General features: G+C 41.3%; 23 protein-coding genes. 6 read left to right on the top strand and 17 right to left on the bottom strand.

What is annotated here, in order from left to right; all coding sequences use genetic code 11:
- Window positions 1-33: 33 nt before the first annotated feature.
- From nagB to QT327_RS25395, 6 genes are all read right to left on the bottom strand, one after another.
- Complete coding sequence (gene nagB / locus QT327_RS25420; protein WP_130854517.1) at window positions 34-1953, bottom strand: glucosamine-6-phosphate deaminase; 1920 nt, start codon at window positions 1951-1953, stop codon at window positions 34-36.
- A 123-nt stretch (window positions 1954-2076) separates the two neighbouring features.
- Complete coding sequence (gene trpC / locus QT327_RS25415; protein WP_130854518.1) at window positions 2077-2859, bottom strand: indole-3-glycerol phosphate synthase TrpC; 783 nt, start codon at window positions 2857-2859, stop codon at window positions 2077-2079.
- A gap of 10 nt (window positions 2860-2869) precedes the next feature.
- Entirely contained in the window at window positions 2870-3463 is a 594-nt protein-coding gene (locus tag QT327_RS25410) for an anthranilate synthase component II (protein ID WP_013664796.1), read from the bottom strand.
- Between the two features lie 134 nt (window positions 3464-3597).
- Window positions 3598-5007, bottom strand: coding sequence for an anthranilate synthase component I family protein (locus tag QT327_RS25405; protein ID WP_130854519.1), 1410 nt, complete (start codon window positions 5005-5007; stop codon window positions 3598-3600).
- Between the two features lie 244 nt (window positions 5008-5251).
- Window positions 5252-5704: a cytochrome B gene (locus tag QT327_RS25400; RefSeq protein ID WP_130854520.1), complete on the bottom strand. Its 453-nt coding sequence runs from the start codon at window positions 5702-5704 to the stop codon at window positions 5252-5254.
- Between the two features lie 107 nt (window positions 5705-5811).
- Window positions 5812-8292 (bottom strand): TonB-dependent receptor, encoded by a 2481-nt coding sequence (locus tag QT327_RS25395; protein WP_013664793.1) that lies wholly within the window; start codon window positions 8290-8292, stop codon window positions 5812-5814.
- A gap of 125 nt (window positions 8293-8417) precedes the next feature.
- Here QT327_RS25395 and QT327_RS25390 point away from each other — a divergent pair, with 125 nt between their 5' ends.
- Complete coding sequence (locus tag QT327_RS25390; protein ID WP_130854521.1) at window positions 8418-9014, top strand: thioredoxin family protein; 597 nt, start codon at window positions 8418-8420, stop codon at window positions 9012-9014.
- 8 nt (window positions 9015-9022) lie between these two features.
- Here the strand turns inward: QT327_RS25390 and QT327_RS25385 are convergent, their stop codons facing one another.
- From QT327_RS25385 to QT327_RS25375, 3 genes are all read right to left on the bottom strand, one after another.
- Window positions 9023-9313: an ATP-dependent Clp protease adaptor ClpS gene (locus QT327_RS25385; RefSeq protein WP_013664791.1), complete on the bottom strand. Its 291-nt coding sequence runs from the start codon at window positions 9311-9313 to the stop codon at window positions 9023-9025.
- Window positions 9314-9468: 155 nt separating this feature from the next.
- Window positions 9469-10347, bottom strand: a complete 879-nt coding sequence (locus tag QT327_RS25380; protein WP_013664790.1) for an SDR family oxidoreductase — start codon at window positions 10345-10347, stop codon at window positions 9469-9471.
- Between the two features lie 60 nt (window positions 10348-10407).
- Window positions 10408-11169 (bottom strand): enoyl-CoA hydratase/isomerase family protein, encoded by a 762-nt coding sequence (locus QT327_RS25375; protein ID WP_013664789.1) that lies wholly within the window; start codon window positions 11167-11169, stop codon window positions 10408-10410.
- Window positions 11170-11613: 444 nt separating this feature from the next.
- Between QT327_RS25375 and purD the strand changes: the two genes are divergently transcribed.
- Window positions 11614-12894 (top strand): phosphoribosylamine--glycine ligase, encoded by a 1281-nt coding sequence (gene purD / locus QT327_RS25370; protein ID WP_130854523.1) that lies wholly within the window; start codon window positions 11614-11616, stop codon window positions 12892-12894.
- A 238-nt stretch (window positions 12895-13132) separates the two neighbouring features.
- Window positions 13133-14662, top strand: coding sequence for a hypothetical protein (locus QT327_RS25365; protein WP_289554229.1), 1530 nt, complete (start codon window positions 13133-13135; stop codon window positions 14660-14662).
- Between the two features lie 93 nt (window positions 14663-14755).
- On the opposite strand, the gene QT327_RS25360 is transcribed toward QT327_RS25365, so the two are convergent.
- Window positions 14756-15463 carry an SAM-dependent methyltransferase gene (locus QT327_RS25360; protein ID WP_013664786.1) on the bottom strand — a complete coding sequence of 236 codons (708 nt, stop codon included), beginning with the start codon at window positions 15461-15463 and terminating at the stop codon, window positions 14756-14758.
- Between the two features lie 63 nt (window positions 15464-15526).
- On the opposite strand from QT327_RS25360, the gene QT327_RS25355 reads away from it, so the two are divergent.
- Entirely contained in the window at window positions 15527-15856 is a 330-nt protein-coding gene (locus QT327_RS25355; protein ID WP_013664785.1) for an MGMT family protein, read from the top strand.
- Window positions 15857-15875: 19 nt separating this feature from the next.
- Window positions 15876-16430, top strand: a complete 555-nt coding sequence (locus QT327_RS25350; protein WP_013664784.1) for a DNA-3-methyladenine glycosylase I — start codon at window positions 15876-15878, stop codon at window positions 16428-16430.
- A 6-nt stretch (window positions 16431-16436) separates the two neighbouring features.
- Here the strand turns inward: QT327_RS25350 and QT327_RS25345 are convergent, their stop codons facing one another.
- Genes QT327_RS25345 through QT327_RS25330 form a run of 4 tightly spaced genes read right to left on the bottom strand, consistent with a single transcriptional unit; the run spans window position 16437 to window position 18280 of the window.
- Complete coding sequence (locus QT327_RS25345; RefSeq protein WP_013664783.1) at window positions 16437-17006, bottom strand: DUF1572 family protein; 570 nt, start codon at window positions 17004-17006, stop codon at window positions 16437-16439.
- 18 nt (window positions 17007-17024) lie between these two features.
- On the bottom strand, window positions 17025-17384 hold the full coding sequence (locus QT327_RS25340) for a nuclear transport factor 2 family protein (protein WP_130854526.1): 360 nt from the start codon (window positions 17382-17384) through the stop codon (window positions 17025-17027).
- Window positions 17381-17809, bottom strand: a complete 429-nt coding sequence (locus tag QT327_RS25335) for a GNAT family N-acetyltransferase (protein WP_130854527.1) — start codon at window positions 17807-17809, stop codon at window positions 17381-17383. Before QT327_RS25335 ends, QT327_RS25340 begins: the two co-directional genes overlap by 4 nt.
- A 12-nt stretch (window positions 17810-17821) precedes the next feature.
- Window positions 17822-18280 (bottom strand): GNAT family N-acetyltransferase, encoded by a 459-nt coding sequence (locus QT327_RS25330; protein WP_013664780.1) that lies wholly within the window; start codon window positions 18278-18280, stop codon window positions 17822-17824.
- 88 nt (window positions 18281-18368) lie between these two features.
- Between QT327_RS25330 and QT327_RS25325 the strand changes: the two genes are divergently transcribed.
- Window positions 18369-19787 carry an aminotransferase-like domain-containing protein gene (locus QT327_RS25325; RefSeq protein WP_013664779.1) on the top strand — a complete coding sequence of 473 codons (1419 nt, stop codon included), beginning with the start codon at window positions 18369-18371 and terminating at the stop codon, window positions 19785-19787.
- A 10-nt stretch (window positions 19788-19797) separates the two neighbouring features.
- Here QT327_RS25325 and QT327_RS25320 read toward each other — a convergent pair whose 3' ends face one another.
- From QT327_RS25320 to QT327_RS25310, 3 genes are all read right to left on the bottom strand, one after another.
- Complete coding sequence (locus tag QT327_RS25320) at window positions 19798-20487, bottom strand: protein-L-isoaspartate(D-aspartate) O-methyltransferase (RefSeq protein ID WP_130854528.1); 690 nt, start codon at window positions 20485-20487, stop codon at window positions 19798-19800.
- A 133-nt stretch (window positions 20488-20620) separates the two neighbouring features.
- On the bottom strand, window positions 20621-22057 hold the full coding sequence (locus QT327_RS25315) for a TolC family protein (protein ID WP_242627110.1): 1437 nt from the start codon (window positions 22055-22057) through the stop codon (window positions 20621-20623).
- 1 nt (window position 22058) lies between these two features.
- Window positions 22059-25253, bottom strand: coding sequence for an efflux RND transporter permease subunit (locus tag QT327_RS25310; protein WP_013664776.1), 3195 nt, complete (start codon window positions 25251-25253; stop codon window positions 22059-22061).
- Window positions 25254-25270: the final 17 nt, after the last annotated feature.

Below are 25270 nucleotides of genomic sequence, written 5' to 3'. Positions count from 1 at the left end.
AATAGATACTTAAACAAACCCAATCTGTATTCATTAAAATTTCCAGCGAACAAAAGCCTCAATGGCTTCATAATCCGCTAAACCTAGTTCATCGTATTTTCTCGCCGTTTCACTGGTTCTATCCTCGGCACGTACCCAGAACTCACGAGCATCATCTCCCGGAAACACAGGCAGATCTTTTTGTGATTGATGTTTAAAAATAGCGTGGCGTTTCCGAATCACTTCTTGTGGTGACAAGGGAACGGCCATTTCTATTTCATGAATCTCAAACTCGTGCCATGCCCCTCTATATAGCCACAACCAGCAATCTTTTGTCCACTCCTCCGTTTTACTTAATCGGGTCAACGCTTCCAAAATAATGTCGAAACAAACTTTATGCGTTCCATGCGGATCGGCAAAATCACCGGCTGCAAAAACCTGATGCGGTTTGATTTGCTGCAATAACTCCATCGTCTTTACGATATCGTCCTCATAAGATACAACCTTTGAAAATTTGCCCCTATCGTAAAAAGGTAAATCCTGAAAATGGATATTTTCGTCAGGCAGACCCGCAAATCGGGCACCCGCTATTGCTTCTCCTTTACGAATTAGCCCCTTAATGGTACGGATTTCTTCTGTATCAATTTGGTTCGGTTTTTTGGCTGCTATAAATCTTCGGGTTTCGTTATATAATGCTTCTAATTTTTGGGTCCCTAAATTCAGCGACTTTGTAAAGTCAGTAGCAAATTCTATATACCGTAAGACATCATCATCCCAAACAGCTGTGTTCCCGGAAGTCTGATAAGCAACGTGTACATTATGTCCCTGATCAGCCAAACGTATAAAAGTACCACCCATAGAAATTACGTCATCATCCGGGTGTGGTGAAAAGATAATCGCATTTTTCCTCGCAGGCACTGCACGTTCAGGACGCTGACTATCATCCGCGTTAGGTTTCCCTCCCGGCCAACCGGTAATCGTATGTTGAAGCTGATTAAAAATATCTATATTAATGTTATAAACCGGCCCTTTTTCCGTGGCCAATTGCGCCATGCCATGGTTGTTGTAATCTTCTTCGGTTAATTTGAGAATTGGCTTTTTAACCGTTTGGGCCAACCAAATTACTGCCTTTTTTATGGTTTTAGAGTTCCAAACACAGTCTTTGACCAACCAAGGCGTGTTGAAACGGGTCAATTCACTTGCGGCTCCCTCATCCAAAACGAATTCAACATTATCAGAAAGCTGAAGGAAGGTTGCGGGCACATCCGAAGACATTTCCCCCTCCACTGCCTTTTTAACAATTTCGGCCTTAACAGGACTCCAAGCCATCAAAATGATTTCGCGAGCCTTAAAAATGGTACCGATACCCATAGTAATAGCCTTCGTTGGCACGTTCTCCTTCCCCCCAAAATCGCGAGACGCATCTCGACGGGTAAGGTCGTCCAAAGTAACCAAACGGGTACCTGAATTCGGGGCCGAACCAGGCTCATTGAAACCTATGTGGCCGGTTCTACCGATTCCTAAAAGTTGAAAATCCAAACCACCCAGTTCACTGATCTTACGCTCATACTCCATACAATAGGTCGGTATGTCCGATAGATCGAGTGTTCCATCAGGGATGTTAATATTTTCCCGCTTAATATCGATATGATCAAATAAGTTTTTGTTCATAAAGGTAACATAACTCTGGGCAGAGTCGGGTTGCATGGGATAATATTCATCCAAATTAAAAGTAGTAACGTTTTGAAAGCTTAGTCCTTCTTCGCGGTGAAGTCGTACAAGCTCTGCATAAACTTGAACAGGAGTTGCACCTGTAGCGAGACCTAATACGGCCTGCTCACCTTTTTCTTGCTTTTCTTTAATTAGGGTTGCAATACGAGCAGCGACAGCTAATGAGGCTGCCTTTGAATTTTTGTAAACGGTTACGGGGAGTTTCTCGAAACGCGTTTCTTCCAATAGATTTAATCTAGCCATTTTTGAGGATAGTTTCATTTAAGGTGAGACGCAAAAATAACGAAATATTATATACCTCATAATAAATTGACTAGCTTTTTGGCAGATGTTCATCTTTTTGTGTAAAGCAATCGACTGCGTAAATTATAATTCGTTCACGAACTGTTTAATCGATGCTGAAGGGTCCGTTGTTTTCATGAAGTTTTCACCGATCAAGAACGCCTGAAAACCCGCCTTTTTCAATTGCTTAATAACAAGAGGATCGCTTATGCCGCTTTCCGAAACTTTAACAAAGGATTCCGGAATGCGGTTCACCAGCGCTAACGAGTGATCAATTGATACTGTAAAATCTTTAAGGTTTCGGTTGTTTACGCCAATAGCATCTACCGTGTCGAATAAATTCGTTTCCAGCTCCTGCTGGTTATGTACTTCTAAAAGCACATTCAAACCTAAGTTTTTAGCATATTTGGCCAGCGATTCCACCTCTTCATTATTTAAAACAGCGGCTATTAACAATATGATATCGGCACCATATGCTTTTGCTTCGGCTATCTGATATTCGTCAATGATAAAATCTTTTCGTAACAAAGGTACATTCACCGTTTCCCGAGCTTTTATTAAATCTTGTAAACTGCCCTTAAAGAAATCACGATCAGTTAAAACTGAAATAGCGGAGGCACCTGCCTCTGCATATCCCCTGGTAACTTCTTCAACGGTAACCTGATCATTGATTACGCCTTTTGATGGAGAGGCTCTCTTATATTCTGCAATAATGCCGGTTCTCTGCGGATCAAGTACCGAGTCTCTGAGATTGTAACAAGTACGATCGAAAAGTGGCCGACGCATCAGGTCATCTATTGTTACTTGCTGTTTAGCAATTAATAGTTCTTCTCTTTTTCTGCTTATAATCTTATCCAGTATATTCATTGTATGCCGATTAATTATTCAACCAGTTGGCGATCATTTGTTTTCCGTGCTCACTTAAAACAGATTCAGGATGGAACTGTAAACCCTTTACATCATAATAGCGATGAGACAAGGCCATAATCACCCCCTCATCATCGACAGCGGTTATCTCAAGCTCTTCGGGAAATTGTTCCTGTGCTACGGCCCAAGAATGATAACGACCAATGTTAAAGCGTTCGGGCAAGCCTTTAAATAACGGTTCCGTTGATTTTAGAATCTTTAAGGGAGTTGCGGTACCATGCACAGGCCTTTTAAGATTAAATAGTTTCCCTCCATATACTTCAGCGATTGCTTGCTGTCCCAAACAGATACCGAGAATACTTTTAGATGCACCATAAGTACGAATAACGTCCATGAGGAGCCCGGCTTCTTCCGGAATCCCGGGCCCGGGCGAAAGCAAAATTTTATCATAAGCCGCCACCTCTTCGATGCGAAATTTGTCATTTCTAACCACTGTGCAATCCAAGCCACATTCTTGCAGCAGATGCACTAAATTAAAGGTAAAAGAATCGTAATTATCTACCACCAGTATCTTTGGTTCAGTAGCAAGTTTTTTCTGCGTCATTGTTGTTTTTATCAGCGTTTAGCCTTCAGCAATCTGCTGTCAGCTTATTTATTCATTTCTATCGGCTTTTAGCTATCAGCAATCAGCCTCAGCTACCTCGCCATTTCACTACTTAACTATTTCTTATCAACAGCCTAGAGCTCTTCGGCTAAAGTTAACGCTTTTCTGAGAGCGGCTATTTTATTATTAACTTCATTTAATTCGCCTTCTGCCGACGAGTCTGCTACCACACCACCCCCAGCTTGGTAGTGCAATCTATTATTCTTGCTCAAAAAAGTTCGGATCATGATCGCATGATTGAAATCTCCATTGAAACCCATAAAGCCGATGGCGCCACTATAAAATCCACGTTGTTGTTTCTCGTAGCGATCGATCAACTGCATGGCCATATGTTTGGGTGCACCGCTCAAGGTTCCGGCCGGAAAGGTATCGCCTACCACATCAAAAGGATTAGCCCCGTCCTGTAAGGTTCCACTCACTTTCGAAACGAGGTGAATGACATGCGAATAGAATTGCGCCTCCTTGAAGGATCTAACTTCCACATCGATGCAGTGCCTACTTAAGTCGTTCCGTGCTAAATCAACCAACATAACATGCTCTGCACTTTCCTTAGGGTCGTTCTTCAAAGCTTCCGCAACTCGAAGATCCTCTATAGTATTTCCCGTTCTTTTGAAAGTTCCTGCAATAGGATAAATGGACGCCTCATTCCCCTTAATTGTCAGTTGGGCTTCCGGCGAAGAGCCGAATAATTTAAAGTTACCATAGTCAAAATAAAATAAATACGGAGATGGGTTCACGGAACGTAAGCTTCTGTAAACGTTAAACTCGTCTCCTAAAAACGGCCTACTAAAAGCTCGCGACGGAACAATCTGAAACACATCTCCTCGGAAGATATGCTCTTTCGTTTTTTCAACCAATGATTTGTATTCCTCATCCGTTTTATTGGAACGCTCCTCGCCATTAAGCTCAAATTTGTATTCAGGAAAATTTTTATTTTGAATCAAGTACTGGATTTTGCTCAAACCGTCTTCCTCAGGTTCACCCAAATAATGCTCAAACACATAGAGCTCATTACGGAAATGGTCGATGGCAATCACATAACGATAGACGTGATACTGCAGAAAAGGAATATTTCGTGCTTCATCAATAGGTGTCTTTAAAGTGATATCTTCGAAATGAGCAACGGTATCAAAGGTGAAATATCCAAATAACCCGTTCGTAATAAATTTGAAATCATCAAGGTTATCAGCCGCGAAAGACCGGCGAAAATTGGAAACTTCTTCTCTTAAATTAACGGCATCTGCTGGCTTGCTGCGTTTTTGGCCATCGGGAAAATACATATTTAACTGCTTTTCATTGAGGCTGATACCAGCTATTGGACTGCAACAAACATAACTCATGCTATTTTCGCGACTGTGGTAATCTGAACTTTCCAACAGTAGACTATTGGGAAAAACGTCCCGCAATCGTAAATATATACTCACCGGTGTGGTCGTGTCCGCTAATAACTTTTTAAATCTCGTCTTTAATTGATATGTCTCCATTCTTAAATTGTTAACATTGCTGTAATCATAAGCACAAAAAAACCCGACGTATATGCGTCGGGTTTATAAGTTTCGGCTTTGGTTGATCAATCTATGCCATTATATATGCTCCCGGCGCTGTTCTTTAACAGGCCACCACCAGTTGCGTATTGTAGTATCGATTGTCATGATAAAGCAAACCTACTATAAAATTTTAATATTTCAAATTTTTTTGACTAAAGTTAACATAAAAAGGCTCAAGCCTTTAGAATCCCCAGAAGGTTATAAAGCCTTTTCCAACAGCCATCATAATAGCGGCCAGTATAATAACCAAAGCAATCGTGTAAAATACAGCAATAGACTTGTGTTTAGCGGAGGCATCCATCGCCTTTTTTGATTTGGAATGCCCTACGGTTATTAATATAATGGCCAATACCATCATACTAATATGTTCCACTGTCCAATAACGCAGGTTCGCAGTTTTCATGACGTTGCTCATATCGTTAAACGTAACCATCGAGCTCATTGCATACAGTGCTAAACCTATCAATAACTGGATGTGGCCCGAAATTAAGGTAAATAAATTCAATTTACGATTTCCTTCTGTGTAGGGTTTCTTTCCAGCCAATCCGCTTATCGCTGAAATAATCGCTAATATTAACAATAAAAGAACCACATAGCGCAGCCCCGAATGTAAATGTTTAAGTCCTGTATACATGTTGTCTAGTTTTTATCGTTAGCAAACTTAGCCAAACTTTCCTTTATATGAAAGTTTATCGGTTAGCTTAGCTGCCATAAAGAAGTAATTTATAGCGGCGAAATATTTTACTGCATTTCGCCACCACTTTGGAAATCTTCCGTATTTTCTTCTCTTCTACGCTTGCGTTCTTGATCGGGGTTACGTTTGCCAAAGCGATAAGAAAGTGTCAACATAGCACGCGGACCTTTCATGAAATTACGTTGGAATTCGCTGTAAAACTGCGCAGTTGTTCTTGTTCCTCCAAACCGGGCCTTGTTGAAGATATTTTGAACATTCAACATGATACTTCCCTTATCTTCCAAAACAGACCACTTGAGTCCGGCATCCGCAAAAAACATGCTGGTCGATGTCCCTTGTGCCATGACACGTGGAGCCATATAATTCCCTCTAAGTTGAGCGGTCAGGCCCTTAGCAATCCTGCCATTGGCCGTTAAGTTAGCATCCCAGTTAAAACCGCTGTTTGCGTCAACGCCGTATTCTTCACTCCCACTGAATGACTGGTAGTTTCCATTGAAGTTGGCCATAAAATCAAAATTTTGGTTCAGTGTGAACTGCGAAATAAGTTCAATCCCCGTTGCGCGATTTTGACTAATGTTACGGAAGGTTGAATAGGTAACATTAGTGCCTGACGCTGCCGAATCGACGATCATTTCCACTACATCGTTCGTAATGCGATGGTATACCGAAGAGGTTAGGTTCATTTTTCCCAGCTTTTTACTATACGCTAATTCCAGGGAGTGAATATCTTCCGGCTTAAGGTTTGGATTTCCTTGTCTATAATTTACGGGATCAGAGATATCCAAAAAAGGATTCACTTGCCATCCGCGAGGACGGTTAACTCGACGTGTGTAACTCAGTTGTAAGGATGAACCTTCTGAGAGTTCCTGTGTCAGGTAGATGCTTGGATAAACACGGAAATAATCCAGTCGCCCTTTAGTCGACCGGTCTTCAGGGGCTAAATTCGGATCATAAGAAAGGTACTCGGTATTTAAATAAGCCTGTTCAGCACGTAGACCAACCTGATAACCGAATTTGTCGCTTAGCTTGTTCTGGTAATTAGCATAAAGAGCATGGACAATATCATCCATATTGAAGTCATTTGTTAGGTTATAATCTCGTTCATATTGCCCCGTGGATGGAGAAAATGCGTCGGACAATTGCTGTTCATCGCTGTAACGTAAAGTTGTTCTGTATCCTGTCTCAAGCTTTTGTTCCTTGCTAAAGGGAAGCACATAATCGACTTGTATATTAACGTTTTCACCATCTTCATACGTATCATTAATCCGACCGGGATCAATTACAATGGAAGGATCCGTTGCCGTTTGCTCAAAGGTCTGGATGCCGTCCTCTTTACTTCTACCGTATGATACATTGGCAGTTAATTCTTCCCCTTCGCGTTTAAATTCCCGTTTGAAATCGAAATTGAACTCGTAACCTGTATCGTCCTCATTCTGGTTAGTGTAGCGTGGACTCGTACCGATGACGGAGCCTGTTGCATCGTAATAAGTATAAAATAGGTCCTCTCGCCGAATATTATCACGTAAATTAAGATTAGCCGATAATCCTAAGGTAGTTTTTTCTGTTGCAAAAAAATCAGCTCCTAAACGAACGGTGTGACTATTCCCCTTCCGTTGGTTATCGCTTATATTGTATACCCTACTTCCATCATTGTAAATATTATTATTAAAGCCGCTCCCTGGATTATTTCTTCGTCTGAAATCGTAGCCTCCAAAATAGTTAAATTTCGTATCGCGATAGTTTAGGTCGATCCCTGCATTGTAATTGTTAAAAGAACCACCTCCTGCACGAGCCATGCCGTTAAAGCCTGTACGGATGTTTTTTTTCAAAATAATATTGACAATGCCCCCTTGTCCTTCCGGGTCGTATTTAGCGGACGGATTTGTCATCACTTCGATTCGTTGTATAGAATTGGCAGGTAATGATTCCAATAGACTGTTAATATTGCTGCCGGCTAATGCCGATTGTTTTCCGTCGATTAAGATTTTAACATTTGTAGAACCTCTCAACCCCACATTTCCATCCATATCCACCGACAGGGAAGGTACATTAGCCAATAGTTCAGAAGCGCTTCCTCCTGCACTCACGATACTTTGTTCAGGATTAAAAATCTTTCGATCAATCCCCATTTGCATAGCAGGCGGTGTCCCTTCTATTACCACTTCCTTTAACATGGTACTTGCCGAAGGGCTTAGCTTTAGGTTCCCTAATGCCAGTGTTTGTGTACCGGTTACACGTAGAGATCGCTTTTCATAAGCATCATAGCCAACAAAGCTGGCGCGTAATAGGTAAGTCCCAGCCGGTATGCCGGAAAAAATAAACTTACCGTCATCATCGGTTTGCCCGCCTTTTATTACTTGGTTCGTCTGTTGGTTCATTAAGGTTACGCTAGCAAAGTCTATGGGTCGACTACTGACGGAATCGACAACAATGCCGCTTATCTTCGCAAGGTCTTGCGCCTGCAAAAGGAAAGGTCCTAGGCATAAGGTTAAGAATAATGTAATATTTCTTACCACTTGTAACTTCATTGTATGAATCTATTTAATTTTAGCTTTATCTGACGCCGTCAAAATTAACATTATCAATTAGTCTAGGACTCCTTTTTTGACAATAAGATTAACCCGTAACACCATTATTACAGTATCTTCGCGGCATGTCTTTAAACCATATACCGCAAGAAAGATTTAGCTACGATGCTTATATAGAACTGGTGAAACAGCTTGTAGAAAAAAGACAGACTACAGGTCCTGACCAATCCTCGTTTTTAGCCAATTTTACGGCATTAAATCTGGTAAGAATGCAGCGCATTGGTAAAATGATCACTCTGAAAAAGTCTTTGCTTACGAAGCTTTCACAATTGAAACGACAATATGTTTTTACCGTCATTACAGAAGCTTGGTGTGGGGATGCTGCTCAGATATTACCGGTTATAGCCAAAATAGCGGAAGCCAATCCTAGCCAGATTGATTTATTTATCGTTTTGAGAGACAGCAATACAGATTATATGGACCAATATTTAACCAATGGGGCACGTGGGATTCCGAAATTGATTATCTATGACGTGGCCGAAAATAAAGAGATACTTAACTGGGGGCCACGGCCTAAAGAACTGCAGCTATACATCGAATCGCTAAAAGTTATGGGTTTAAGTAAAGAGGAATGGATTGAAAAAGTGATGTTATGGTATACGAAAGATAAAACGAAAACCACACAAGACGAGTTGGAAGAGGCGATCGGTACACTTCAATAACGAAGGAACTACTCAATGCTAACGGTTAAGCCCTCTTCTTTCAGAATTTTCCTATAAACATCCACTTCAGTGTATGTGCCCTCCAGTACCGCACATTTCCCTTCGTTATGCACCTTCCATGCAATTTTCTCAGCCTGACTTTCGCTATAGTCTAAATACTTCATTAGGCAGTGAATTACATGGTCGAATGTATTTATGTCATCGTTCCACAAGATTAACCGATGATACTCTTTAGTAACCGAGAGAATTTCTTCCAGTGTAAAGGTCTCTTCCTGTACTTGTGTTTCAGCCATCTTCATTGTTCAAAGCGCTATCTAAATTTCATTATTACTCACTGGAAATCCCCATTAAAAGCGAGGCAGTCGAGCTAATGAATACGTCAAATTAATATCCGGATAAGTTTAGCAAACTTAGATAAAGTTACTTTTTTTCACAAATGTTTATTTTTTTTGTGCTAGCTTCCCTTCGTTTTTTTTCCCTGCTGTATGAGCTGTTCCCACATCTCTTCCGGAATAGCTTCCATCGCACTAAACTGTCCGGCACCTTGCAACCATTCACCTCCATCTATCGTAACCACTTCACCGTTCACAAAGAGCGCGTAATCAGAGAGCAAAAAGGCTGCTAAATTGGCTAACTCCTGATGGTCGCCAACCCGTTTAAGCGGAACCCTAGTTCGAAAATCAAACTTTTCAGCAAGCGCTCCCGGCAATAAGCGCTCCCATGCTCCTTTAGTTGGGAAAGGACCAGGGGCAATGGCATTATGCCGAATACCATATTTTCCCCACTCTACTGCGAGCGATCGTGTTAAAGCCAGCACGCCTCCTTTTGCTGCTGCCGAAGGTGCAACATAAGCAGAGCCCGTAAACGCGTAAGTTGTGACTATATTTAAAACCGAAGCTTTTATTTTATTTTCTATCCAATATTTTCCAAAGGCAAGCGTCGCATTAACCGTCCCCTTTAAGACAATATCGATCACGGCTGAAAAGGCATTAGCGGATAACTTCTCTGTAGGCGATATAAAGTTCCCCGCTGCATTATTTACGAGCGCATCTATTTTACCAAAGCTTTCCACTCCCTTAACCAAAACGGTTTCTATATCCTCTGTTTTGCGAACGTCACAGGCAATCGCCAATACCTGGCCTTTTGTGCTATCCATGATTTCTTTTGCCGTATTATCCAACACTTCCTGCCTTCTACTCGCAATGATCAAATTGGCGCCAAGTGCCGAAAAGTAGGTACTCATGGCTTTCCCTAAACCGGTACCACCTCCTGTTACAACTATTGTTTTTCCTTTAAGCGCATCATCGCGTAGCGCGCCTTGTATTTTTTCCATAATTATGCAGACTTTTGTGGCTATTTAAAAACTTACCTTAGAAATTCTTTCATCTGAACATCACTTCTTTGTTAAATTACCAATGATTGTCTTGAGTATGCCTCTTGTGGAAGGTTCCCACCACTGTGCAAGCAATTTATCAACTACTTCTGTAGCATCTTGATTGAATCGATGAACAAGCTCCTTGCGTAATTCTCTCTTACTTTGTTGCCAGGTATTCCAATTAAAATTCAAATACCTTTTCATTTGCTTATCGGCCTTCGTGTGTAGTTGATTTATTGGTACCAGCTCATCAATCAACCCTTCTTCTAAAGCGCGTTGCGGCTGTAACAATTCGCCCGTCAGCAAATACCGATAAGCTTTGGCCTTTCCTATCCAAAAGCTGTATAGCTCAAAAATGCTCTCGGGTACAATAATACCGACAGGCACCTCGTTTAGTCCGATAATAAAGTCACCTTCTGCCATTATTCGGTAGTCACAACAAAGAGCCAGCACACATCCGCCTGCCGGGCTATGCCCACCAATAGCAGCAACAGCCGGCTTGGGAAAGGAAACAAACGTTTTTACAAGATCTAGAAATTGATACCAAAAAGCTTTTATTTGCTTCTCATCATAATTGTACAAACTGATTAAATCCAATCCGGCACTAAAAAAGCCCTCCTTCCCATAAAGTATAATTCCGCCGATGCGTTCATCATTCCCTACGATCTCAAGCGTATCTTTTAATTCCGCAACCATTTCGGCATGTAATGCATTGGAACTTCCTCTGTTTAGCATGATATGAGCAATATGCTCTCTTATCTCCAATTTTAAATATTCCATGTTCTTTGGCTGTTAGTTATTTGTTATCCGTTATTGGTTATTCGGTGTGAGTAATTGTTGCAACTTTGATAGAAAGGTACTACTCAACTACTCAACCACTTCGCTATTCAACTACTTAACGATTCCACAAGATACACTTTTTCCGGTGATGATTGATAAAAGGAAAAAGCTTTCATAAAGCAGCTCAATAATTCATGAAAAAAAATAACTTTGCGGTATTGGTAGGAATATCCTCAAAATTTAAGAAATGAAATATCCATGATTGCCAAACATAAACTCAATGACCACGAAGTAGCATGAGTGTATAAAAAACAAACAGGTTACGAATAAAATAATCTGGATATTCCACCTGCCTACCGGTAGGCGGGTATGACCATTAAAGAACAAATGCGAAGCATTCATGAATACAATTGAATGCAAACACGAATGAATAATTATTTACATATGAATATTTTATTGATTGGTTCCGGGGGAAGGGAGAGTGCTTTTGCTTATAAGATTGCTCAAAGTCCATTAACCTCACAATTATTTATTGCTCCCGGGAATGCGGGCACCGGCGCTTACGGAAAAAACGTAGATATCAAGGTTACTGATTTTGCTTCGTTAGGTACCTTTGCACTAGAGAACGATATCCACCTTGTAGTAGTTGGCCCGGAAGAGCCGTTAGTAAAGGGTATTCATGATTATTTTTTGCAAGATGCACAGTTGAGCAATATTCCTGTGATTGGACCGACGGCAGACGGAGCCCAATTAGAGGGGAGTAAAGACTTTTCTAAACAATTCATGCAACGCCATGCAATTCCAACAGCAGCCTCCCGTTCGTTTACAAAAGAAACCTTGGAAGAAGGTTTACAATACCTCGAGACCAGAAAATTACCCATCGTTTTAAAAGCAGATGGTTTAGCCGCCGGAAAGGGAGTGCTGATCTGCGCTGATTTGATAGAGGCAAAAACGGAACTTCGCGCCATGTTGGCCGATGCTAAATTCGGCGAAGCAAGCAACAAGGTTGTTGTTGAGGACTTTTTAAAAGGCATAGAATTATCTGTTTTTGTCTTGACAGACGGAAAAGACTATAAGGTTTTACCAGCAGCAAAAGACTATAAACGTATAGGAGAAGGCGATACAGGTTTAAACACCGGTGGGATGGGTTCCGTTTCACCTGTACCTTTTGCGGACGAAGCTTTTTTGCTTAAAGTCGAAAAGGACATCATTAAGCCCACCATCGAAGGCCTAAGAAAGGATAATATTCCCTATAAAGGCTTTATCTTTATAGGTTTAATGAATGACGACGGTAATCCTTATGTCGTAGAATACAATGTACGAATGGGGGATCCGGAAACGGAGAGCGTACTCATTCGTATCGAAAGTGATTTCGTCGATTTATTAATGGGAGTAGCCGAAGAAAATCTAGCGACAAAATCATTTAAAGTGTCAGAAAAAACTGCAGCTACTGTCATGTTGGTATCCGGCGGATACCCAGGGAAATATGAGAATGGCAAAATAATCAGCGGATTGGAAAATGTCAAAGAATCTTTGCTATTCCATGCCGGTACAACGCTTGTTAACGAAGAAGTCAAAACGGCCGGAGGCCGTGTTATTGCTGTAACTGCTCTTAAAGACAATCTGCTGGAAGCCCTACAGCAAGCCACAGCTGATGCTGGGCGGATTTACTTTGAGGGTAAAAATTTTAGGAGAGATATTGGCTTTGACCTTATAAACTACTAGCCTCCTCTTTAGTAGCATGCCTAAAACCGAAATGGCTTTAGGCACGCTTAACCTATCCCACACGCAATTTATCATCCTGTTCACTTTGTTCATTCTTAGCTCTGTCTTAGACAGTTAAGGCAGAATTAGCTATTATTGCAAAGAGAGTCACCGATAATTGACATTATCCGTCTCATTCATGGTTTTCTTATCGCTTTATAAGGAAAACCTACCTATAACCTAAAAAACTAAACGGATTATGAAAACGTTACTTTACAAATCTTGCTTCTTGTTTCTCCTTTTCCCTTTTCTGTTTTTAAGTTGTGAGAAACCGGCACCTCAGCTTCCAACCAAACCGCAGGAAGAGACCTTACACACTGTTCGTTTTAAGCTTAAGGGCTTTTCAACAAGTATTACACCACTTGCAAGCCCTCATTCCTTGAGTTTGTCGCGATTGTCTAGCCACGGAGCCCCTAGCTTAGTGTCTGCGATGCCATTAGAGCCGAGTCCTCAGGAACAATATGTATACTTTTGGTCTTTTAATGAGGAAAATTTATTACCGGATATAGCAATCAACACTTCATCAGCATCTATATCCTTTCAAGCAGCTGACACATCACCTGGTTTTACAGCTGGTTACGGATTGAGTCCTTATCCAGCTGGTAGAAGCTTAAGTTTAAAAGGCTTACAATCTTTGGTGATTACTATGCCGTTGACGGGCGTTTCTGAGATAAGCAAACTGGCCTTTGATGTAGGAAGCTCGGGAACCGGTCCGAAGAACTTTAGCCTGTATTTCTCAACAGACAATGGCAACTCCTACACGCTTTTATCAGCCGACAATCAGTTTGCCAACACGAAAGACAATGCTAGAAATAGTTATGAGTTTAATTTATCGGATCTGCGTACGATTATACAAGCGCAACGTTTAACGATCAAGATAGAGCCTTTTGAAGGCGAAAGGGGAGATGCGAACGATTTCGATCCAAATCGTGGTACTTTTAAACTCGATAACTTCCGCCTTTCCGGTATTTATAATCAAGACAGGCCGGAAGAGTCGACAGACAACATTAGCAAAATCCATTATTTTATCTTTAATGCGGACGACCATTTACTAGCATTGCAAGGCAGTACGACGTTCAATCCTTCGGACGAAGGAGTTGATTTATCCTTTAAATTATCTTCGGGAAGCTATTACGCCTTCATTACCTCCAATGTTTCAAAAGCGGAGTTATTATTGCCACAAGTCCTAACAACGGCCTCTGATCTATACCTTTCTAATCATTTCAGCAACCACGATGCACATATCTTCGGGGCGCACATCCCCCATTTGGAGGTTAACAGCAATACACAAATCGACGTTAGCCTGAAACGGTATTTTAGTCAGGTGAAATTTGAATTTACGGACGAAGAAGACTTGGCTCATGTACGGAAAATTAGCATCCATAGCGAACATGCCCCACTTGTTTACACCCCATTTAGCACCTCTCCAAGTTCCGTAGAAGATGAAGCAACAAACATTGTATTTTATCCACTATTCAATAGCGATCATAAAAGCTTAAGTTTTAATCAATTCATTGGGGATGTAAGCAACCCTGTTGAATTAGGTTATATCGTAAATGTTTATGATGAGGACGATACATTATTGAGGACCTTTACAGTCAGCAGCTCCATAAAAAACAATGTACAGTTACTGTTTAAAGGTAAACTACTAGTGGATGCAGACAAACAGAATCAATTTCAGATTGAATGGAACCAAGCATGGGATGATAATCGAACGGAAACGTTTTGATTCCCATTGTACAAATTAACAGCGTGTACTAAAAGATTAAATCTTAAGGTACGCGCTGTTTGGAATAACAGCATTACTTATTTAAGATAATCCTTAAAGCAGTAAAAAAATCGCTGGTTTTTTATGCAGATCCACCTTTTTCTTTTTCCAGTTCTCAATGCTATCACTACTGATCCATTCATCCGGATCGGTAATATTGCACGCAATGCATAAACGGGTTTTAGGGGAGCATACCTTCAACACTTCTTCCAACAATTGATTATTTCGAAAAGGAGTTTCCATAAATAACTGGGTTTGCTTAGCTTTCTGAGCAACCTGTTCTAATTCTTTTATTTTCTTTGCACGGGCCGCTTTATCAATAGGCAAATATCCATGGAACGCAAAAGTTTGCCCATTGAATCCTGAAGCCATCAACGCCAATATCATCGAGTTAGGCCCCACAAGCGGTCTCACTTTAATACCCAGTTGATGGGCTCGGGCAACAATATCTGCGCCTGGATCCGCAATTCCCGGACAACCCGCCTCGCTCATTAAACCGACGTCCTTACCTTCCAGCAAGGCCTTAAAAAAGCGATCTTTATCGTATTCATCTCTTGCATGTTTCCCATAATCATGAAGGACCAATTGTTGCTGCGGCATTTTCAATCCTGCTTGCTTTAAAAATTTACGGGCCGTTTTTTCGTTTTCGACGATATACTCATCAATCGCATTGATGACCTCAGAAAAATAAGTGGTATAAGACGCCGATGCTGCCTGATCAGATAACGGTACCGGCAATAAATATAACGTTCCTTTAGACATGACACAAAGATGCAGTTTTTAATAGGGAAAATAACTAATTTAGCAATTTAAGCAAGTTACACGGTGGAAGAACTAAATTTTTACGAGTGTGTTTATGCGTTGGTTAGACAGATTCCGGAAGGAAGGGTTACTTCTTATGGAGCTATCGCACGGGCACTTGGAAGGGACGGTGCTGCACGAATGGTAGGTTACGCAATGGGAAATGCCGGAAAAGCTGATCCACCGGTTCCCGCACACCGCGTACTAAACAGCAAAGGCCAGTTAAGTGCTAAAGCAGCTTTCGGTCATCCCACCTTGATGCAGCAGCTCTTAGAAAACGAAGGAATCACAGTAGAAAACGATCGAGTAGTTAACTTCAAGACCATTTACTGGGACCCACTGAACGAATTATAACAATAACAGAGACGTATATATGATAAAAAGATGCGGATGGTGCGGCAATGACCCGCTTTACATGGCTTACCATGATGAGGAATGGGGCAAAGCGGTAACCGATGATAAAACTTTATTTGAATTTTTGATTTTGGAGTCGGCACAGGCCGGTCTTAGCTGGATCACCATATTACGAAAAAGAGAAGGCTATCGACGGAATTTTGCCGATTTCGATGCTCAAAAGGTCGCTCAATTTACGGACGAAGATGTAGATCGTATCCTTCAAGACCCTGAAGTAATACGTAACAGAGGAAAAGTGAAAGCAGCCATATCCAACGCAATTATATTTCTAAGCATTCAGAAAGAATTCGGATCATTTTATAGCTATTTATATTCTTTTATGCCCAATCAGCAAATAATCAACAATAAAGTTGATAACTACAGGTCATTTATGACAACATCCGCTGAATCCGATGCCATTGCGAAAGACTTAAAAAAACGAGGAATGAAATTTTTTGGAAGTACCATTTGCTATGCCTATATGCAAGCAGTTGGCATGGTAAATGACCACGAGGTGGATTGTTCTTTTAAATAGTTATCATTAGGGCTTGTCTGTAAAATGACGTTTACTTTTCTTTTGGCCAAATTTTTTTCGATTATATTGTGCAGAGCCGTTACGTGGAATCGATAAGGTTTCCCAAGTATCGTCTTTGATCATTTTTGCTAAATAAACAATTTGACCTACGTGATAAGCGTAATGTGCCAGTTGTCTGTTTATTGCTTCCACGACGGTATGCCCCTCGTTCCTTATATATATAATAGAATCAAGGTCGGATGGGCGCAGATTATACATGGTATCGAGCAAACAGGTCCAACCTTTATTCCAAACAATCATCAACTCCTTTCTATCAATTGGTTGGTCTTCGAACTCCTCATCCCGCTTGCGCCAGGTCTTCTCACCATCAGTAGTTAGAAAATCTGTAAATCTCGACAACATATTTCCTGTTAAATGTTGCACGATAATAGTGATGCTATTACTTTCTTGATTATATTGCCAATGAAGACTTGTATCGTCCAATTGGGCAATCGCCTGTTCGCCCAACTTTTTATAGTACAGGAACTGCTTTATTACACTCTCCAAATATGTTTTACATCCTTCCAATGTATTCATACGCTTTCAAAGTCAATTTTAATGCCAATGATAATGCGCCCGAACCCGTTGAATTTTACCTTCGTCGTTTAGTTCCATATATTCGGCAGAGATGGAGTTATTAACACTCCGATATACTAAAACAACCGAATTTATACCGTGGAGCTCATGGTACAGTTCAAAGGCCAAATCCGGATACTTCTTCAAGCCTCTTTCAAAATAGTCCTTTAATTGTTGCTTACCTCGTACTTGTCCTTCTTCGCTTACTCCAAGCTGCTGAATGATTGGCGAACGAAAATCAATATCATCCGCATAGTGGGTCATGATTTCTTCTAAATCGTGATTATTCCAAGCCCTAATCCAGTCGCTTGTAAACCGGTTGAATTTTTCTGCTTTCATTTCTTGTAAAGGTTTGGTGTATATATTTCCATATGTCGTGTTATATCAGCGAGTGGTCCAAAACCATATTCGGCATAAAGCGAATGCGCATCCGCAGTAACCAACATCATCCGTCGCAAAGTTTTGACCCAGGGTAAACGCATAATATGATTAAGCATTATTTTTGAGACCCCTTGTTTCCTATAACTTTTTATTACAAAAACATCGGCCAAATAAGCGAATGTTGCCCTGTCCGTAATTAATCTGGCAAATGCAATTTGTTTATTATTGTCAAACACCCCGATACAATAAGAGTTATTTAAGGATTCCTTTACCAGTTCGAGCGGAATATCTTTAGCCCAATAACTTTCTTTTGATAAAAAGGTATGAATAAGTTTCATATCCATTTCGTCAACACCTATTTTTATTTGAAATGTATGCTGCATATCTAAAAAGGATTATAAAACTAACTCCATCATTACATCCGCCCTTTTGTACTTGGGGTTATCCACGGGCACGTTATAAAAACCATACTTTCTATAAATTGCTAAAGCAGACTGCAAGATGCTTTGGGAATACAACACCAGCTTTTTTACTCCCAATTCGCGCGCCTTTTCGATGGCATGTGCACACAGAGCCTTACCGATCCCAAGTCCATGATAAGATTCGTCAACAGCCATTTTAGTTAACTCCATAACCTCCTCACTAACTCTTTTTAGCGCTACCGTGCCCACAATTACACCATCATATGCTGCAAATAAAATTTCGCCCCCGTCTCGAAGAATAGCCTCTTCCGGATGCTCTAACACATATTTGTCAATAGGTTCAACGGTAAAATATTTATTTAACCACGCTTTGTTGAATTTCTCAAAAAAGGTTTGCTTATCCGGTTGGTAATAACTTATTAATATTTCCATGATTATTTTTTTCTTATACAAAGAAGAGAAAAAAAAGAAAAGAAGTACAGATACAATTTTTTTATATTTGAAGGATACAGTTTATATTATGAAAGAAGAAGCATTATATATTGTCATAGCTAAGGCAATTGAGCAGCAAATACGCAATAATGTATTAAAAATAGGAGATAAGTTACCCTCTATTCGTACGGTAAAAAGAGAATATGGCGTAAGCATGAATACAGCGACACGTGCTTTTTTCGAACTGGAAAGAAAAGCACTCATCGAATCACGCCCCCAATCGGGCTTCTATGTCTCCAGGCATTCGAGAAGCAGACTACCTGTTCCCACCACCAGTAATCCTTCTGTCTTATCGCATCAGGAACAAGCGGAAAACCTGATCGATAAGGTTTACCGGTCGTTAAACGACACCTCTATTACTCGGTTTTCCATAGGTGTTCCAGCCAATGAACTTTTACCAATAGCCAAGCTGAATAAAAGCTTATTACAAGCTACCCGTACGCTTGACGGAAGTGGCACTGCCTACGAAGAAATTCAAGGAAATTTTAAATTGCGTCGCAATATTGCGCGATGGTCTTTCACCTGGGGAGGTATGCTCACTGCGGATGATTTAGTTACTACTGCCGGTGCCATGAATGCACTGTCGTATTGTATGATGGCCCTTGCTAAAAAGGGCGATACCATTGCGGTGGAAAGTCCTGTTTACTTTGGTATATTGCAATTGGCGAAAAGCTTAGGGCTTGAAGTGCTGGAAATACCAACCCATCCCATAACCGGTATGGAACTCGATGCATTACGAAAGGTGTTACCTAGCATAAAACTTTGCTTAGTGGTAAGTAACTTCAACAATCCCCTTGGAAGTTGTATGCCCGAAGAGAATAAAAAGGCATTGGTAAACATGTTATCGGAACACGAAATACCGCTTATAGAAGATGATTTATATGGTGATGTTTACTTTGGAGAAAACCGACCTAAACCCTGCAAAGCCTTCGACAAAAAGGGCTTGGTTCTATGGTGTGGGTCAGTATCTAAAACCTTGGCTCCCGGCTATCGGGTAGGTTGGGTTGCGCCCGGGAAGTTTAAGGAGCAAGTTATCCGCCTTAAGCTACTACATGCCGTTTCATCCACCACACTCACCCAGGAAGTTATTGGCGATTTTTTAGAAAATGGACGATATGAGGCCCACCTTCGAAAAATGCGTCGTACATTGCAAGCAAACAGCCTACACTTTACGCGAGCTATTCACGACTACTTTCCAGAAGAAACACGGGTCAGCAGACCTCAGGGAGGATTTGTACTCTGGGTAGAACTGAATCCAAATTTAAATGTTCCGTTGCTATACGATCAGGCTATGCGCCAAAAAATAAGCATTGCACCCGGTCGTATGTTTACCCTTCAAAATCAATTTAACAATTGTATGCGTTTGAGCTACGGCTTACAATGGTCGGATGAACTTGAGAAGAAACTTGCAATGTTAGGCTCGATCGCTAAAAAAATGATCCGGTAAACAAGCCATCTCATCTATTTTTCCTTGTAAATGGGACAAAACGAACATGCATAAGATCTTGAACGACAAGCTTCCCTTTCTTTTTCTTTAAGAGCTTTAAGGTTTGCATGCCTTTGGTAGGTCCAATCGGTATGATCATTTTTCCGCCGTCTTTCAACTGCTCGACGAGTGGTTCCGGTATTTTTTCCGGCGCTGCAGTAACAATGATGGCGTCAAAAGGCGCGGCTGATCTTAAGCCCTGATAGCCATCACCAATGACAACTTCTATATTGTTATAATTCAGCTGATGCAATAACTTTTTGGTACATTCAGCCAGTTCCTTCACAATCTCAATCGTATAAACCTGCGCTACAATCTCTGCTAACACCGCTGCCTGATAACCCGATCCGGTTCCAATCTCAAGTACGCGATCGTCTTTACTTAAGTCAAGCATTTGTGTCATGCTTGCCACTATAAAGGGTTGGGAAATTGTTTGTCTAAAACCAATTGGAAGCGGACGATCTTCGTAAGCATAGGATTGGTAAGGAGAGGGTACAAACAAATGTCGTTCTACTTGCCTCATCGCTTGCAAGGTGGCATCGTGGTGTATTCCACGAGCTTCTAGCTGTTCAATAACCATTTTTTCGCGGAGCTGCTTATAATCCTGCGGTGCATTGGATTGAAGAAGCGTATAAGTACATAACAACACAAGTATCATCATTTTTCCTTTCATTAGCTCTCATAAAGGGGAACAAGATGCTCGTTAAAAAGTTTACCCTTTTATTAGATCAACGGCATCAAAAAGGCCCTCAAAACAACCGTTTCGAGGGCCTCAATCAATCCAAAAAATTCAGCTAGTTCCATCCACCACCCAATGCCCTGTAAATATTTACCATGGCATTCATCTGTTGCATTTTTGTTTCAACCAATTCAAATTTGGATTCCAAGGCATCACGCTGCGTCAATAACACTTCCATATAATCTGCCCTAGCTGATTTGAAAAGGCTATTGGAAATACCAATCGACTGCGAAAGGGCATCCACTTGTTTTGACTTTAAATCGTAACTTTTTTCCAGGTTGTTAATTTTCGCCAATTGATTAGCCACTTCAACATAAGCATTTAAAACAGTCCGCTCATAATTATAAACAGCCTGTATCTGCTTGGCATTGGCATTATAATACGCAGCCTTTATGGCATTCCTATTAATTAAAGGAGCTGTGATATCGCCCGCCAGGGAATAAAGCAAGGACTTTGGGGTCTTCACGAGATAAGTAGGATCAAAAGCTTGGTAACCGATGGCCGCTGAAATTCCTAAAGAAGGATAAAACCTGGCTTTTGCTACCTTAATATCCAGTTTCGCCGCTGCTAATTCCAATTCAGCCTGCTTGATATCCGGGCGATTTGCCAACAATTGCGCAGGTAAACCCGTATGTACAGCCTCGGGTATCAAATGCTCGAAATTATCACTAGTCCGTTGAATAGGCTGCGGATACCTTCCCAATAAAAAGTTAATTCGGTTCTCCGTTTCTGTAACACGTTGCTGAATAGCATACTGAAGGCTTTTGGTGTTCAACACCTCTGCCTCAAATCTGCGCACCGCCAGCTCCGTAACCTGTGCGGCCTCTTTCTGCATTTTTACTATTCTTAAGGCATTACTTTGAATTTCGATATTCTTTTTAACAATATCCAACTGGTTATCCAGTGCCAATAACTCATAATATGAGTTGGCGATTTCTGCAACCAGATTGGTAATAACGAAATTTTTCCCTTCTACGGTCGACAGATACCGGCTTACAGCCGCTTTCTTTGCATTATGCAGCTTCTTCCAAATATCTATTTCCCAAGTAGCGGAAAGTCCCAACATAAAATCAGGGAGTGGCTCGGGATTTTCCTTTCCTTCTTTTATTTCCACGTGATGTTCTAATGCCCCGATATTAGTATATCTAGCTACTTTATCAACACCAGCTGCCCCTTTAATCCCCACGAATGGGAGATACTCCCCCTTTCTCTCCCGAATCTCGTTCCTTGAAATTTCAATTTCCTGTAAGGTAATATTCAGTTCCTGATTATTTTTCAAAGCTGTATCAATCAACGCCGCTAAATAAGGATCAGTAAAGTACTCCTTCCAAGTCAATTTTGCCGTGTTAACGGTATCCTGCGAACCATTATAGCTCGCAGGAGTCTTTGTATTTGCTTCACGCTGAACTAATGCAGGTGTTTTACATCCTGTATACGTTATTAGTACCAAGCAGCCTATTATAACGTATACATATTTATATTTTTTAGACATCTTACTCATTTTCATCACCATTATCGAATTTATCTATTTGATGTACAAACTCATCGGATAATGAGTTTTCATCTTCACCCTTAATCAGTTTTCTTCCGCTAGCAAGGGAACCGAAAATATAGTATAGTCCAGGAACTATAATTACACCGAAGACAGTACCGAATACCATACCGCCCATCGCGGATGCACCAATGGTCCTGTTGCCAATCGCGCCGGCACCTGTTGCAATAATTAACGGAATTAATCCCGCAATGAAGGCAAACGATGTCATCAGGATAGGACGGAAACGGACCTTCGCCCCTTCAATAGCCGCTTCCAGTATGGAGGCTCCTTCTCGATGTTTGAGTACGGCAAACTCAACAATCAATACAGCGTTCTTACCAAGCAGTCCGACAAGCATGATAAGACCGATTTGAGCGTAGATATCATTTTGAAGTCCCATTAACTTAAGGAGTAAAAACGAACCGAACACCCCCACGGGCAAGGAGAATACCACCGCAAGTGGGATGATAAAGCTCTCATATTGTGCTGCAAGAACAAAGTACACAAACGCCAGTACGATTAGGAATATATAGAGCGACTCATTCCCTCTGTTAGCCTCGTCATAAGAAAGTCCTTCCCATGCAATATCATACCCGTTAGGAAGCGATTTTTTCGCTACTTCGCGAATAGCCTGAATAGCATCTGCAGTAGTATAACCAGCTGCCGGAAGTCCCCTGATGGCTGCCGAATTGTACATATTGTATCGGGTAATCTCGTTTGGCCCTTGCGACTTTTTAAGCTTCATAAATGCCGAATAAGGCACCATTTCACCGTGATCGTTTTTGACGAAAAGATTAAGTATATCAGATGGTAGTCTTCTGAATTTAGGATCCGATTGAACATATACTTTAAAGAAGCGGCCAAACTTGATGAAACCTTGCTCATAGGTACTACCAATCATAATATTCAGGTTGTCCATTGCTTTACCAATAGAGACACCTTTTTGCATGGCTAAATTGTTGTCAACTTCAAGCTCATATTGAGGATAATTTGCCGCAAAGAAGGTAAATAATCCGGCGAGCTCCTTACGTTTACGCAAATCTTCGAGGAACTGTTTGTTCACTTTATCAAATTCCTGGTAATCCGTGGTTGTATTTTTATCTAGCAACCGTAAGGAGAAACCGCCTGATGATCCGAATCCGGGAATAGCCGGCGGCTCAAAGAACTCGATGGTTGCCCCCAAACCTTTGGATTTCTCTTCTAATTCTTTCATGATCTCGGTAACGGAGTGTTCCCTTTCATGCCATGGTTTAAGGTTAATCATACAGGTACCTGCATTAGAACCCCGACCTTCTGTCATAATTTCATAGCCGGCAAGGGAGGATACCGACTCTACCCCGTCTACATGTTCACAAATTCCCTGAAGCTTTCGCGATACCTCATTGGTCGTTTCCAGCGTAGATCCCGGAGGTGTTTGGATAATCCCGTAAATAGTACCCTGGTCTTCACTGGGGATAAAACCAGCAGGAAGTACCCGGTTTTCGAAGAAGATACCTGCACAGAATGCCGCTAAGACAGCAAATGTTAGTACTCTTCTGCTTACTATAGACTTCAATACGCCAACATATTTACCGGTAAGCTTATCAAAACCACGGTTAAAGCTATCAAGTGCTTTGGTAAATATATTCGGCTTTGCGTGGTGTGTGTGATGGTTTTTTAACAACATGGCACATAGTACCGGTGTGAGGGTAAGCGCTATAATGGCCGAAATCACAATCGAGCTCGCCATCGTAATAGAGAATTGCCGATAGAAGGTACCCACAGGGCCCGTCATGAAGGAGATAGGTAAGAATACCGATACCATTACTGCCGTAATTGCTATAATCGCACCACTAATTTCTCCCAATACCCTTTTTACAGCCTGGTAGGGCGTCATGCTAGGAAACTCATCAAATTTGGCGTGGACCGCTTCCACCACCACAATGGCATCATCCACCACAATACCGATCGCTAATACAAGGGCAAACAAAGTTACCAGGTTAATAGATAATCCGAAAAATTGGATAACAAAGAATGCTCCTACAAGCGATACCGGCACCGCCAATATAGGAATAAGCGTAGATCTCCAGTCGCCCAGGAAAACAAACACAACGATTGCCACCAAGATAAAGGCGTCCCTTAACGTATGGACAACCTGTTCGATAGAGGCATCAAGGAACTGGGAAACGTCATAACTGATTTTATAATCCAATCCGGGAGGGAACGTTTCCTTCATCTCCGCAAGTTTGTCTTTTACAGCAGCGATTACATCACTCGCGTTACTACCATAGTTTTGGTTTAACAATATGGAAGCCGAAGGATGACCGTCAAGGTTGGAGTAAATATCGAAGAACTCACTTCCCAGCTCTACTTTACCTATATCTCCTAAACGAATACGCTCACCATCCGCATTGGCGCGAATAATGATATTTTCATACTCAGCAGGTTCACTATACCTGCCCTTATAGGTTAATACGTACTCTAACGACTGCGCTTTGATACCTGAGCTCTGTCCGATACGTCCCGGACGACCAACAATACTTTGTTCAGCCATCGCGTCCATCACTTCGTCTACCGATATATGGTAAGCTCGCATACGGTCGGGATTTAGCCAAACCCGCATAGCATAGGTTCTACTACCTAATATCTGCGATCTTGCCACCCCCTTAATCCTATTGATTTCAGGGATCATTTTTACGCTGGCATAGTTATACAGGAATTTTTCGTCCATGTTCTTACCCTTTGCGTACAGGTTGACATACATCAACATACTCGGCTGGATGGGGGAGACGACTACTCCTTCACGCTGAACCAGTTCGGGCAAGAGGGGCATCACCTGGTCGACCCTGGTTTTCACCCTGACTACCGCTTGGTCAGGATCGGTACCGGGTTCAAAAATAACCCTTAAGGTAGCTTCCCCCGCACTGGTTGCATCGGTGGCTATATAACGCATACCCTGAACACCGTTAATCGCGTTCTCTAAGTTAATCAGCGTCGACTGCACTAATACATCTGCGCTAGATCCCGGATAAGCTATAAAAACATTAACGGTTGTTGGCGCAATTTGGGGGAATTGTGATATGGGCAACTGTTTGATTGCCAAGGAACCTACAAATACAATCATAATAGATATTACAATCGCAAATACAGGCCTCTGTATGAATTTATTGAACATCTGATTTTTTTTAAGTT

The sequence above is a fragment of the Olivibacter sp. 47 genome (assembly GCF_030372825.1).
Lineage (GTDB): Bacteria > Bacteroidota > Bacteroidia > Sphingobacteriales > Sphingobacteriaceae > Olivibacter > Olivibacter oleidegradans.
This window is presented reverse-complemented; position numbering and strand designations above follow the sequence as displayed.

What these genes read in the sequence shown, in the direction of transcription:
- QT327_RS25365 (WP_289554229.1), top strand. Translation starts at nt 13,133, where the DNA reads ATGAAAACGTTACTTTACAAATCTTGCTTCTTGTTTCTCCTTTTCCCT.
- QT327_RS25350 (WP_013664784.1), top strand. Translation starts at nt 15,876, where the DNA reads ATGATAAAAAGATGCGGATGGTGCGGCAATGACCCGCTTTACATGGCT.
- QT327_RS25340 (WP_130854526.1), bottom strand. Translation starts at nt 17,384, where the DNA reads ATGAAAGCAGAAAAATTCAACCGGTTTACAAGCGACTGGATTAGGGCT.
- QT327_RS25360 (WP_013664786.1), bottom strand. Translation starts at nt 15,463, where the DNA reads ATGTCTAAAGGAACGTTATATTTATTGCCGGTACCGTTATCTGATCAG.
- nagB (WP_130854517.1), bottom strand. Translation starts at nt 1,953, where the DNA reads ATGGCTAGATTAAATCTATTGGAAGAAACGCGTTTCGAGAAACTCCCC.
- QT327_RS25410 (WP_013664796.1), bottom strand. Translation starts at nt 3,463, where the DNA reads ATGACGCAGAAAAAACTTGCTACTGAACCAAAGATACTGGTGGTAGAT.
- QT327_RS25400 (WP_130854520.1), bottom strand. Translation starts at nt 5,704, where the DNA reads ATGTATACAGGACTTAAACATTTACATTCGGGGCTGCGCTATGTGGTT.
- QT327_RS25345 (WP_013664783.1), bottom strand. Translation starts at nt 17,006, where the DNA reads ATGAATACATTGGAAGGATGTAAAACATATTTGGAGAGTGTAATAAAG.
- QT327_RS25385 (WP_013664791.1), bottom strand. Translation starts at nt 9,313, where the DNA reads ATGAAGATGGCTGAAACACAAGTACAGGAAGAGACCTTTACACTGGAA.
- trpC (WP_130854518.1), bottom strand. Translation starts at nt 2,859, where the DNA reads ATGAATATACTGGATAAGATTATAAGCAGAAAAAGAGAAGAACTATTA.
- QT327_RS25330 (WP_013664780.1), bottom strand. Translation starts at nt 18,280, where the DNA reads ATGGAAATATTAATAAGTTATTACCAACCGGATAAGCAAACCTTTTTT.
- purD (WP_130854523.1), top strand. Translation starts at nt 11,614, where the DNA reads ATGAATATTTTATTGATTGGTTCCGGGGGAAGGGAGAGTGCTTTTGCT.
- QT327_RS25380 (WP_013664790.1), bottom strand. Translation starts at nt 10,347, where the DNA reads ATGGAAAAAATACAAGGCGCGCTACGCGATGATGCGCTTAAAGGAAAA.
- QT327_RS25325 (WP_013664779.1), top strand. Translation starts at nt 18,369, where the DNA reads ATGAAAGAAGAAGCATTATATATTGTCATAGCTAAGGCAATTGAGCAG.
- QT327_RS25310 (WP_013664776.1), bottom strand. Translation starts at nt 25,253, where the DNA reads ATGTTCAATAAATTCATACAGAGGCCTGTATTTGCGATTGTAATATCT.
- QT327_RS25320 (WP_130854528.1), bottom strand. Translation starts at nt 20,487, where the DNA reads ATGATGATACTTGTGTTGTTATGTACTTATACGCTTCTTCAATCCAAT.
- QT327_RS25390 (WP_130854521.1), top strand. Translation starts at nt 8,418, where the DNA reads ATGTCTTTAAACCATATACCGCAAGAAAGATTTAGCTACGATGCTTAT.
- QT327_RS25405 (WP_130854519.1), bottom strand. Translation starts at nt 5,007, where the DNA reads ATGGAGACATATCAATTAAAGACGAGATTTAAAAAGTTATTAGCGGAC.
- QT327_RS25315 (WP_242627110.1), bottom strand. Translation starts at nt 22,057, where the DNA reads ATGTCTAAAAAATATAAATATGTATACGTTATAATAGGCTGCTTGGTA.
- QT327_RS25335 (WP_130854527.1), bottom strand. Translation starts at nt 17,809, where the DNA reads ATGCAGCATACATTTCAAATAAAAATAGGTGTTGACGAAATGGATATG.
- QT327_RS25375 (WP_013664789.1), bottom strand. Translation starts at nt 11,169, where the DNA reads ATGGAATATTTAAAATTGGAGATAAGAGAGCATATTGCTCATATCATG.
- QT327_RS25395 (WP_013664793.1), bottom strand. Translation starts at nt 8,292, where the DNA reads ATGAAGTTACAAGTGGTAAGAAATATTACATTATTCTTAACCTTATGC.